Source organism: Fibrobacter sp. (assembly GCA_024398965.1).
Classification (GTDB): Bacteria; Fibrobacterota; Fibrobacteria; order Fibrobacterales; family Fibrobacteraceae; genus Fibrobacter.
Window position 1 is genome coordinate 77,308 of sequence record JAKSIF010000010.1, and the last position, 12,539, is coordinate 89,846.

Below are 12,539 nucleotides of genomic sequence, written 5' to 3' on the forward strand. Positions count from 1 at the left end.
TCATGGATGAAGAACAGAAAACACTAGGCCTCTCCAACGTAAATCATCTGGAAAAGCTGTATAACGGCTGGTTCCTGGACTACGCAAGCTACACCATCCTTGACCGTGCCGTGCCTTATTTCGAAGACGGCCTCAAGCCGGTGCAGCGCCGCATTCTGCACACCCTTTTCGAAATGCACGATGGCAGCTTCCACAAGGTGGCAGGTATCGTAGGTGATACCATGCATTACCACCCCCATGGCGACGCTTCTATCTACAGCGCCCTGGTGAACATGGGCCAGAAGAACCTGCTCATCGAGCCCCAGGGTAACTGGGGTAACCCCCTCACCGGTAACGAAGCCGCTGCTCCCCGTTACATCGAAGGTAAGCTTTCCGACTTCGCCGTCGAGGTGATGTTCAACCCGGAAACTACGGAATGGATTCCCAACTACGATGGTCGTTCCAAGGAACCGGTTTCCTTGCCCGCCAAGTTCCCCATTGTGCTTGCACAGGGCGTCGATGGTATTGCCGTAGGCCTTTCCACCACCATCCTCCCCCACAATTTCAAGGAACTTTGCCAGGCCAGCATCGACTACCTGCGTGGCCGTAAGTTCGTTCTTTACCCGGACTTCTTTACCGGCGGCATCATCGACGTCAGCGAATACGACGACGGTCGTCGCGGCGGCCGCCTCAAGGTCCGCGCCCGCATCGAAAAGGTGGACAACAAGACTCTCGCCATCCGTGAAATCCCCTTCGGAACCACTACGGACAGCCTGATCGACTCCATCGTCAAGGCCAATGACAAGGGCAAGATCAAGGTGAAGCAGATCGTGGACCACACCACCGAAAACGTGGAAATCCTGGTTCATCTGCAGCCTGGTACCGACCCCCAGGTGGCAATCGACGCCCTCTATGCATTTACCGACTGCCAGACCACCTTGGCAGCCAACTCCTGCGTCATTATCGACAAGAAGCCCAAGTTCAGTAGCACTACCGAACTTCTGAAGCTTTCTACAGACCACACCGTTCACCTGCTGGACTGGGAACTGGATAACCAGCTCAAGCACCTGCAGGACCAGTGGCACATGACCAGCCTTGAAAAGATCTTCATCGAGCACGAAGTCTATGAAGTGATCAAGCAGGCCAAGACCCACGAAGAAATGGTGCAGTTGATCGACGACGGCTTGAAGCCCTATGTGCGCAAGCTCCGTCGCGAAGTGACCCGCGAAGAAATTCTCAAGTTGGCAGAAATCCCCGTCCGCAGAATCAGCCGTTTCGACCGCAAGAAGGCCGACGAATTGCTGAAGGAACTGGACGCAAAGATTGAAGAAGTCAACTACAACAAGGAGCATTTGACCGACTACGCCGTCAACTACTTCAAGAACATTCTCAAGAAGTATGGCGAAGGTCGCGACCGCAAGACTGAAATCGGCGAATTTGGCACCGTCAGCGCAGTCCATGTGGCTCTGGCCAACCAGAAGCTCTACGTGAACCGCAAGGAAGGCTTCGTCGGCACCGGCATGAAGAAGGAAGAATACCTCTTCGACGTGTCCGAGTACGACGACCTTATCGTGTTCAAGGCCGATGGCAGCTTCAAGGTGGTTAAGGTCAGCGACAAGGACTTCGTAGGCAAGGACATCATCCTTGTTGAAAAGTTCAAGAAGGACGACGACCGCCATATCTATAACGTCATCCACCAGGATGGCAAGGAAGGCACCGCCTACATCAAGCGCTTCAACGTGGGTGGCGTTACCCGCGACAAGGACTACTTCATGGGCAAGGGCAAGCCGGGCAGCAAGATTCTTTACCTGTCCAGCAACCTAAACGGCGAAGCCGAAGTGGTGGAAGTCACCCTGAAGCCCCGCCCCCGTACCAAGCTGAACTTCGAAGTGGATTTCAGTTCTGTAGAAGTGAAGGGTCGTGGCGCCATTGGCAATATCGTCACCAAGTACCCCATCAAGAGCATCAAGCGCACCCGCAAGGGCGTTAGCACCTTGGGCGCACGCGTGCTGTACTTCGATGCCCCCAGCGGCATCATCAGCACCCAGAAGAAGGGCGACCGCATCGGTGAATTCGGCGAAAAGGACAAGATCCTTATCGTGAAGGAAAACGGAACTGCACGAGTCCATGACATGGCAGACCCGATCCTGATCGGTACAGGCATCAAGTACATTCACAAGTACGATCCTGCACAGGTCTTCAGTATACTGTACTTCGAAGGCGGGAACTTCAACTACATGGTCAAGCGCTTCAATTTGGAAGGCTGCCCCATGACAACGGAGTTCAGCCTCATCAGTGACCATAAGGATTCCCAGATGATCGAGTTCTTCGCAACCGACGACGCCCGCGAACTGATGGAATACCAGGTTGGCCGCGAAGTCCAGAAGGAAGAACTGGATCTGACGGAAATGGCCGATGTCAAGGGCTATAAGGCTCTGGGCAGCAAGTTCACCGCCAAGAAGGTAAAGCGCGTCAGCCGTATCTCCCCCGCCGATCCGTTCTGCGATTCCGTAGAAGAAGACGGCGATGAAGACAGTGGCGAAGAGCCGGATCTCTTCAAGTAAGGATTCCGGCGATGCGGTTCGCACCGCAATCCAGAATTCGTAAAATCGTCTAGAATAAGAAAAACACCTTGGTAAAAGCCAAGGTGTTTTTTGAATCGCTGAAGCTTGCAGCCAGCTAGTCTAAAAGCCAGTCGCCAAAGCTGGCGTCAGAAGGCATTCTCCAGTCGGCGCGGGGAGACAAACTGATGGTACCTACCTTGGGGCCATCGGGAATGCAGCTACGCTTGAACTGCTGGGTAAAGAAGCGGCGTACAAAGAGTTTCAAGCAGCGTTCCAGTTCTTCGTCTGGATATTTGGCAGGAACCGCGACTCCGTTTTCCGTGGTGGCACCAAAGGCCTTCTTCGCCAGGAACAGCATCTTTGCAGGCTCCGCACCGTACTTCGCAAAATGGTACAGGTAGAAATCGTGGATTTCGTAGGCGCCAAGAATGGATTCGGTCTTCTGGGCAATCTGGCCGTTGGCGTCGGCAGGCAGAAGTTCCGGAGAAACAGGCGTATCCAAGATGTCGCGAAGTACGACAGCCAAGGCATCAGCCGTCTTTTCCTTAGGAATAAAACTACGGGCGCGATCGGCGTACCAGGCAACCACATGGCGGACCAGCGTTTTCGGGATGTCGCAGTTTACCGCATACATGGACATGTGATCCGCATTGTAAGTGCTCCAGCCCAAGGCGATTTCAGAAAGGTCGCCGGTACCTACCACAATGCCGCCTTCCTTGTTGGCAACGTCCATCAAGATCTGGGTGCGTTCGCGGGCCTGGACATTTTCGTAGGTCACGTTCAGTACAGCAGGATCATGACCGATGTCGCTGAAGTGCTGCATGCAGGCGTCCTTGATGGACACGGTGCGCAGTTCAACGCCCAAAAGGTTTGCCATTTCCACCGCATTGTTCTTGGTGCGGTTGGTAGTTCCAAAGCCGGGCATAGTCAGCACCAGGATTTCGGAAGCAGGGCGCTTCAGAAGCTTGAAGGTTTCGGCAATTACCAACAAAGCCAAAGTGGAATCAAGACCGCCACTCAAGCCCACAACGGCGCGCTTGGAATGGGACGCTTCTATACGCTTAGCGAGACCCGCGCACTGGATGTTAAAAATTTCCTTGCAGTTGGCATCACGAGCTTCAATATTTCCCGGAACAAAGGGCGTGGGGCAAACATAACGATACTTGAGCGCATCAACGTTTTCACCCGCAGCGATTTCCGGCAACGGACCAAATTCCGCAGCTGTAGCAAAGTAAGGCGTTGCGTCAAAGTCCTGGAAAGAACCTTCGCTCAGGCGCTGCATATTCAAGCGCTGCACATCAACATCTGCGTAAATGATTTCGGAATCACGGCCATAGGTCTTACTTTCAGCCAACATACTTCCGTTTTCAGAAATCATCAGGTGACCGCTGAACACCATGTCGGTGGTGGATTCCTGAACGCCGGCGGAGGCATAGACGTAGGCCGCCATGCAGCGAGCGGACTGGTTCATCACCAGGTTGCGGCGGTAGTCACCCTTGCCTACCAGAGCATCACTGGCGGAAAGATTCAAAATGACGTTGGCACCAGCCAGGGCAAGTTCACCACTGGGAGGCATGGGAGTCCAAAGGTCTTCGCAAAGTTCAACGCCGAAGCAGATTTCAGAGCCGGCACTTTCTGCGGAGCATCCACTTGCAGCAACACCATCACCAACGGAACTTACGCCACTGCGAATAAAATTGGTTACAGGCACTTCACCAAAGCCAGGGAAATCCCAGGTAATGCGGTCGGCAGAATTCAGCAGATCGCGACCGCTATTGAAGTGACGTTTCTCGTAGAATTCACGCTGGTTAGGCAAATGAATTTTCGGGGTCACCGCAATCAAATGACCGCGCTGAACAAAGGCGGCACAGTTATAAAGGCGACCAAACATGCGGAGGGGCAAGCCCACAGCAACAATCATGTCGGAATCGGCAAAAGCATCTGCAATTTTCTGCAGGCTTGCATATGCATTCTTCAACAGCAGTTCCTGGTGGAACAGGTCGCTACAGGTGTAGCCTGTAATGCAAAGTTCCGGGAACACCGTAACGGCGGCACCCTCATTTAGAGCAGTCTTACCGCAGCGAATAATTTCTGCGGTATTAAAAGCAGTATCCGCAACCTTCAGGTTGGGGCAGACAGAAGCAAATCGATAAAATCCGAACATGGCTTAAATATAAAAAAAGAACGCAAGACTAACTTGCGTTCTAGATTCTTCGACTACGCTCTACGAGCTTCGCTCAGAATGACATTCTTGATTCTAGAGCTTTGTTCAGAATGACATCCTCGCGAGCGCCATCTATCATTTACTTGCTAGACTTGATTCCCAGCTTGTTCATGCGGTAGTTCATCATGCGGGGGCTTACGCCCAGCTCGCGGCCTGCAGCAGAAAGGTTTCCGTTGTGGCGCTTGATGGCTTCGGTGATCAGCTCGCGTTCGTAGTTGTTCATCATTACGTCCAGCGGAGCGCTCTTCATTTCTGCAGAAATCACAGAACCGGTGCTCAAGCTTGTCTGCAACGAAGGCGGCAAGTTGTAGCTGTGCACGCAGTCGTCGCTTGCCGTAAGCACGGCACGTTCCATGCAGTTTTCAAGTTCACGGACGTTACCTGGCCAATGATAGCTCATGAGCAAGTTGATGGCGGTTGTAGACAAACGAGCCACCTTCTTGTTGTAGCGCAAGTTCATCTTTTCGATGAAATGTTCTGCCAGCAAGATAATGTCGCTCTGGCGCTTTGCCAAGTCCGGCATGGAAATCGGGAAAATGTTCAAGCGGTAGAACAAGTCTTCGCGGAACAGTTTCTTTTCCATCAATTCTTCGAGATTGCGGCTGGTTGCTGCAAGGAAGCGCACGTCGGAATGAAGTTCTTCGTTACTGCCCACGCGGCTGAAAGTCTTTTCCTGCAAGAAGCGGAGCAACTTCACCTGGGTCTGCATGGTCAAATCACCAATTTCATCCAGGAACAAAGTACCACCATTTGCAGCCTCTGCACGGCCAATTCTGCGGTTCACTGCACCAGTGAACGCACCCTTTTCGTGACCGAAAAGTTCGCTTTCCACCAGGTTCTCGGGAAGGGCGGCGCAGTTCAAGGTAATGAAGGGTTTGTCCTTACGGCCGGACATATTCACGATGGCGCGGGCGATCATTTCCTTACCGGTACCGCTTCCACCGCGGATGAGCACCGTGGCATCGGAAGGAGCCACTTGGCGAACCTGTTCGTAGACAATCTGCATTTCGCGGCAGTTGCCCACCAGGTCGGAAGGATTGTTGCTGAGCATGTCGCGGAGCTTGCGGTTTTCTTCGCGAAGGGCATCTTGCTCAGCGTGCATTTCGATGCATTCGTTGGCAGCATCACCAGTGATGTTGGCGATAATTTCCAGAAGAGCTACGTCGCGGTCCAGATCCGTAGCGCCGTCCACCGGGCGGTCCACAGAAAGAGTACCGATCAAATCTTCGTCATGAATCAGAGGTACGCAAATAAAGGCCACCTGGCTATCGTAATTACGGGAGCCGGTACGGTTCAAAAAGCGGGAATCCTTGCGCAGGTCCGGAATCACATGGCTGCGGCGAGTTTCTGCCACATGGCCCGTAATACCTTCACCAATATGATACTGGCCCAGCTGCTTTTCGGCATCATCCAACCCGTGGGAGGATTCAATCTTCAGGGTATCCCCAAAACGCAGCGTAAAGGTGCCGCGGAGCATACCGAGTTCCGAATCCAGAATGGACAGAACGTTGGACAGGAGCTTTTCCACGTTACGTTCGTGGATAATGGCTGCACTGATCTTCTGAATAACAGCAATTTCTGGGCCGATTGGTTGTTTCATAGGAGTCTCTTGGTTCGGAATCTGATTTTACATAAAATGTAAAATAAGTTTTTTTCTAAGTCAACTTATTTTTAAAGTTTTTCCTTAATACGCTTCAAGGCCACCTTGGTCTGTTCGTGGTCGCCGAAGGCGGTCAAGCGGAAGTAACCTTCGCCGCAGGGACCGAAGCCCGAGCCCGGGGTACCCACCACTTCGCAAGTGCCAAGGAGGCGATCGAAGAAGTCAAAGGACTTTTCGCCTTCGGGCAGTTTCCACCAGATGTAGGGAGCGTGTTCGCCACCAAATACGGTGTAGCCGGCGGCGGTGAGCTCGGTGCGGATCATGGCAGCGGTGTCCATGTAGCCCTTGATCACGGCCTTGGTCTGTTCCCAGCCAACGGGAGTGTAGATGGCTTCGGCGGCGCGCTGAACCACGTAGTTCACGCCGTTAAACTTGGTGCACTGACGGCGATTCCACATGGCGCGGAGCTTGCCCAGTTCGTGAGGAACGATGGTGTAAGCGCAACGGACGCCGGTAAAGCCAGCGGTCTTACTGAAGCTGCGGAACTCGATAGCGCAAGTGCGGGCGCCAGGGATTTCGTAAATGGAGTGAGGCAGGGATTCATCCTGGATGTAGCAGTTGTAAGCACCATCGAAGAGGATGAGAGCGCCAGTTTCGTTGGCGTAGTCCACGAACTTCTGGAGCGTTTCGCGGCTAAGCACGGTGCCAGTCGGGTTGTTGGGGCTGCACAGGTAAATCAGCTGCACCGGGTTCTTGGGAAGGTCCGGCTGGAAATTGTTTTCGGCAGTAGAAGCCAGGTAGGTAACTTCAGAGAAGTGGCCATCGTCCTGCATAAAGCCGGTACGGCCAGCCATCACGTTGGAATCCAGGTAGACAGGATAAACCGGGTCGGGAATAGCGATCTTTACGTCGGCGGCAAAAAGTTCCTGGATGTTGGCCACGTCGCACTTGGAACCGTCACTGACGAACACATCGTCTGGATCCATTTCAACACCGCGGGGAGTGTATTCGCCACGGATGATGGCTTCGCGCAAGAAGTCGTAACCCTGTTCCGGACCGTAACCGCGGAAGGTGTCCTTACAGGCCATTTCGTCAACAGCCTTGTGCATGGCTTCAATAGCGGCAGGGATAATGGGAGTGGTCACGTCGCCGATACCCAGACGGATAATGTCGGCATTGGCGTGGGTGCCCTGGTATTCCTTGATCTTCTTGGCGATGGTAGAGAAAAGGTAGCTGCCAGGAAGACGATCGTAAAATGGATTAATGATGGATTCGTTCATAATTTAGATTCCAGGTTTCAGGCTCGAGGCCCGAGGATTTTTTGTTTATAAACTTTCGATAATAGAGTTTTTAATGAAGAATGAAGTGTGAAAGATGAAGAATGTTTTAACCACGCGCCGAAGGCGCCATTCTTTTCATTTTTAATACTTCATCTTTCATTTAATAAAGTCCGGTAAAGCATTCCTTCGCGGGGCCGGTCATAAGGACAGAGCCGCCTTCTTCGTGCTTGATGTGGAGGGTTCCGCCATCCAGAATCACGTCGGATTCAAGGCCTACGCGGTTTGTGCGCTGGGCTGCTACCAAAGTGGCGCAACTGCCGGTGCCACAAGCCATGGTAATGCCACAACCGCGTTCCCACACGCGCATACGGATCTTGCCCGGTTCCAGCACCTGGGCGAATTCAATGTTGCAGCGGTCCGGGAACTGCTTATCATGTTCCAGAACGGGGCCCCAGTTTTCCAGTTCCACCTTGTCGATGTCATCCACGAAAATCACCGTGTGGGGGTTACCCATGGAAACCGTTTCGCCGGTAAAGTCAAAAGTATTTGCAGTCAGCTTGATGGTGCCCAAAAAATCGCGGGGAGCACCCATATCCACACAGACACGGCCATCGTCCAGAATGGTGGGCTTGATCAGGCCGCTCTTGGTGTGCAAAACAAAAGAAGTCCCGTTGCCGAGGCCACGAGACACAATAAACTTCGCAACGCAACGGGTGGCATTACCGCACATGGCAGCTTCGGAACCGTCGGCGTTAAAGATGCGCATCTCGAAATCGACGCCGTTACCCTTGCCGTCGCTAGTTGCACGAATATCCTTTTCGGCCACCACGTATTCTTCGGAACTCTTCAGGGGAGTCACCACCACCACGCCATCGGCACCAATACCGAAGCGACGGTCGCAAAGTTCAATGACACGCTGCTCCAGGTCCTTGCCCAGAGTCATATCGAAAGATTCACCCGGTTCTACCAAAACAAAGTCGTTTCCCAGGCCAGTCCACTTAGAAAATTTCAAAGACATAAATTGTAATCCTTATTTTCGCCCTAATAAAGCAAAAAACATGCCACTTTTACATTTTCAGTAAAAGTGGCGATTTCGTTAAAATTTCAGCGACTTGCGCCTATTCCAGAATTTCAAGATTTGAAAGATTTTACAATTTGTGTAAACACAATGATTTCGTTTTACACAAAATGTAAAATGCTGTTCAAGCCATAAAAAAATCCTCCGATTTTTTCGGAGGATTCATTTTTTGTCCTGCTATACTTTACTGAGCATCATCATCATCGTTCTTCTGGAACGGGATAAGTTCCACACGACGGTTCATTGCTCGACCTTTCTTGGTCTTGTTGTCTGCAACCGGTTTATCCGGGCCATAACCTGCAGCTCTCAGACGATCAGAAGAAATTCCATTTTCAATGAAATAATCCACCACGGCCTGGGCTCGATCCTGAGACAACTTTCTATTCAGTTCTGCGGAACCGACATTATCAGTATGTCCCTGAATTTCGAGGTTGGCCACAGGAATCTTCTTAAGGAGAGCCACGATATCATTCAGAGTTCTATAGCTCTTCTTGTTGATCTTGGCAGAGCCTGTCTGGAACTGAATACCCTTCTTCAAGTTATCCAGGTCTTCCTTCTTGTTCAGCGGGCAGCCTTTCTTATTCACCTTGATGCCAGGCAAAGTATTGGGGCACTTGTCCTGATAGTCAGGAACTCCGTCGCCATCGGTATCCATGGGGCATCCAGTCGTATCGACTTCAATGCCCTTCGGAGTATTGGGGCACTTGTCCATTTCATCAGAAACGCCATCGCCATCAGCATCGGCAGGGCAGCCCACGGAATCCACAGCCACGCCCGGCTTGGTGTTGGGGCACCTATCCTGATAATCCGGAACTCCGTCGCCATCAAAGTCAAGGGGACAGCCATCCGAGCCAACCTGGATTCCTTCCGGAGTGTTGGGGCATTTGTCAAGGCTATCGACAACGCCATCACCGTCTCGGTCAAGAACCTGTTGAATAACGGTATCTCTTACAACTACCGTATCAGCGGCAGTAACGGTAACAGTATCATGAACAACAACGGTGTCAGGCAAGCCCTGCGGGCACTCGCGTTCCGGAGCCTTTTCTGCACCACCGAAGGAAATGGTCAGCAAGCCGGTAAAGGCATAGGTAACCGTGGGAACATAACCATAGGACTTTCGGTGACCCTTCTGGTCTACATAATGAAGGGTGTAGTCCTCAATATTTTCCATTTCCTTGTCGCGGTTATATCCTACTCGCATCATACGGGGAGACAAGTCAAGACCGCCGGCCATTTCAATATTGTAGGGCAAGTGAAGTCTCAAACCCGGAGTCACAAGCATAGGATCTTCAAAGAAGTCAAGAGGCATGCCGTTGTTCTCGACACGGAATTCTCCGGAGTATTCCAGGAAGGCTGTAATCCACTTGGCCCAATCCCAGTCAAAACCTGTGCTGTAGACCAAGGTATTGGAACCTTCATTAGCATACATCATACCAGCGCTGATATTCCAGCGAATAGGAATGTCCAGCTTGCCGAAGTCCAAGGATGCGATGGCAGTAGCACCCACGACAACTTCGTCTGCGGTATAGGCGTTGGTAGTACCATCACCGCGAATATACCAGGCATGGCGAGGACGAAGTCCCAAAGCCTTTCGGCCAATGGGCAGGTATACATCGAATTGAGCAGCCAAGCTAAGCACGCTGGAATCGCTTATGAAAGGAGCTCTGACCTTGGTCCAGATGTCAAGATCGCCCTGGCGGATATTGCTAGTCGCCTGCAAGTAACCATCTGCATAGGAACGGTCATAGTTGATGTTGAAAGCAACACCCCCATCTACATAATCAGAAAGACCTACAGCCACAAAAAAGTTACCCGTAGCAGAAAGTTTAAAATGTTTAAGTTTTTTTCTTTCTGCATCATCATAAAAAACGCCATTTCGAGCCAAGGCCCAAGGGTCAAAGGAGACGTTACCACCGGTACCACCGATAAAGCGCCACTGCCCCAAACTTTTGGCATTTTGCTGGTGGATACCATCAGATCCACCCATGAGACCTGTCTGCGCCGATGCTAGTACAGACAAGCATAACACTATGAATAATATGGACTTACGTACCATAAAGAATTGTCCTTCTTAAATAATTCCGCGCCAAATTTAAAAAAACACGTCCTTCTTTCAAAGACTTGTTATTCTTCTTACATGAAATTTTCCTTGTCAAAATGTCAACAAATGCTTGAAAACGCCCCCTTGGTTGAACATATCCTATAAGATTTTCTACATTTGGCCACATGAATTTAAAGGACCGCATTATTCGATCTACGGGTAAGAAGGCACCCTTCCGCCTAGTTCTTGTAGACATCACCAATACAATGAACGAAATCGGCGCAAAGCATGGCGCACAGTCTTACTCCCTGAAGTTGCTGGCAGAAACGGCAATTTCGTCCATTTTCTTGAGCAGCAGCCTCAAGATGAAGGGCACGGTAAGCGTAACCGCCACCTTCGGCGGTGAAATTTCCTACGCCAAGGCAGACACCAGTCCGCTCATCAGCCGCAAGGAAGACGAAGAATCCTACTACTTTGTACGCGCCATGATTCCCCATGACGACCTGCAGGCAATCAAAGGCGACGAACCGGCCCTGATTCCCCAGACCTACCAGGTGGTAAAGCTGAACGAATTTGGCAAGCGTGTTCATGAAAGTATGGTGCAGGCCGTCAGTGCCTCCATGGGACAGAACCTGGCAACCTACCTGTACCAGTCCGAACAGATTCTTTCTGCTGTTGGTATCGAAGCCCAATTCAACAAGCAGGACCCGAGCAAACTAGACTACGCCATCGGCTTTTATGTGGAAGCCTTCCCCGAAATGGAAGAAAAGGACACCACCATCCTGGAACAGGTGGTGCTGAACCTGCCCAAGTTCGCCGACATGTACGCCACCCAGCAGAGCGGTGGCAAGACCATGCTGGACGAACTGCTCTACCAGTTCGAAGGTCCCTACGAAATCGAAGTCATCAAGGAATTCGGCGCCAAGGCATTCTGCCCCTGCAGCAAGGAACGCACCATCAGTTCCCTGGCAGCCCTGCCCATCAACGACTTGAAGGATCTTGAAAAGGAAGGCAAGGACCTGGAAATGATCTGCGACTTCTGCCGCACCAAGTACGTTGTAACCATCGACGACTTAAGAAATTTGATTAAGGAAAGAGAAGTTTAAAATGAAAAAAAATGAAAGATGAAGGATGAAGAATTTTAGATTTCGCGGCTCCGCCGCCTAGTTTCAATTTTTCACTTTTCATTTTTCATTGTTCACTAATTTTGAAGGATTTATATGTTTACTAAGCAATGTGTCGTGACTCTGGACCTGGAAGGCGTTCTCGCTCCTGAAATCTGGATTGCCGTAGCCGAAAAAACCGGCATCGAAGACCTGCGCCTCACCACCCGCGACATCCCCGACTACGATGTTTTGATGAAGGGCCGAATCAAGATCATGGAACGCGAAGGCCTCAAGCTTTCTACCATCCAGGACGTAATCCGCAACCTAGGTCTTCTGAAGGGCGCCCGCGAATTCATGGATACTCTTCGTGACGAAGCACAGGTGATCATTCTTTCTGACACCTTCCAGGAATTCGCCTACCCCATTATGCAGAACCTGGGCATGCCCACCATTTTCTGCCACAACCTGATTGTGGAAGACGACATGATCAAGGGTTACCACCTGCGTCTCAACGACCAGAAGACCAAGGTGGTCAAGTCCCTGCAGAATTTGAACTTCAAGGTTTTCGCAAGCGGCGACTCCTTCAATGACACAGGCATGCTGAAGCAGGCCGACAAGGGTTGCTTCTTCTGCGCTCCGGATTCCATCGTGGCACAGTTCCCCCAGC

The 12,539-nt window shown here is 51.5% G+C and carries 8 protein-coding genes; 3 read left to right on the forward strand and 5 right to left on the reverse strand.

Annotated features, from left to right (window positions below):
* The first annotated feature begins 2 nt into the window (after positions 1–2).
* Positions 3–2,543, forward strand: coding sequence for a DNA gyrase/topoisomerase IV subunit A (locus MJZ26_06260; protein ID MCQ2105376.1), 2,541 nt, complete (start codon positions 3–5; stop codon positions 2,541–2,543).
* A 115-nt stretch (positions 2,544–2,658) separates the two neighbouring features.
* Here the strand turns inward: MJZ26_06260 and MJZ26_06265 are convergent, their stop codons facing one another.
* From MJZ26_06265 to MJZ26_06285, 5 genes are all read right to left on the reverse strand, one after another.
* Positions 2,659–4,707, reverse strand: coding sequence for an NAD(+) synthase (locus MJZ26_06265; GenBank protein ID MCQ2105377.1), 2,049 nt, complete (start codon positions 4,705–4,707; stop codon positions 2,659–2,661).
* Positions 4,708–4,846: 139 nt separating this feature from the next.
* Positions 4,847–6,367, reverse strand: coding sequence for a sigma 54-interacting transcriptional regulator (locus MJZ26_06270; protein ID MCQ2105378.1), 1,521 nt, complete (start codon positions 6,365–6,367; stop codon positions 4,847–4,849).
* A gap of 71 nt (positions 6,368–6,438) precedes the next feature.
* Positions 6,439–7,647 carry an LL-diaminopimelate aminotransferase gene (locus tag MJZ26_06275; GenBank protein ID MCQ2105379.1) on the reverse strand — a complete coding sequence of 403 codons (1,209 nt, stop codon included), beginning with the start codon at positions 7,645–7,647 and terminating at the stop codon, positions 6,439–6,441.
* Positions 7,648–7,807: 160 nt separating this feature from the next.
* Complete coding sequence (gene dapF, locus MJZ26_06280; protein ID MCQ2105380.1) at positions 7,808–8,665, reverse strand: diaminopimelate epimerase; 858 nt, start codon at positions 8,663–8,665, stop codon at positions 7,808–7,810.
* 244 nt (positions 8,666–8,909) lie between these two features.
* Entirely contained in the window at positions 8,910–10,712 is a 1,803-nt protein-coding gene (locus MJZ26_06285; GenBank protein ID MCQ2105381.1) for an OmpA family protein, read from the reverse strand.
* Between the two features lie 239 nt (positions 10,713–10,951).
* Between MJZ26_06285 and MJZ26_06290 the strand changes: the two genes are divergently transcribed.
* Both MJZ26_06290 and thrH read left to right on the forward strand, forming a co-directional pair.
* Entirely contained in the window at positions 10,952–11,872 is a 921-nt protein-coding gene (locus tag MJZ26_06290) for an Hsp33 family molecular chaperone HslO (GenBank protein MCQ2105382.1), read from the forward strand.
* Between the two features lie 114 nt (positions 11,873–11,986).
* On the forward strand, positions 11,987–12,539 hold a 553-nt coding region (gene thrH / locus MJZ26_06295), incomplete at its 3' end, for a bifunctional phosphoserine phosphatase/homoserine phosphotransferase ThrH (protein MCQ2105383.1).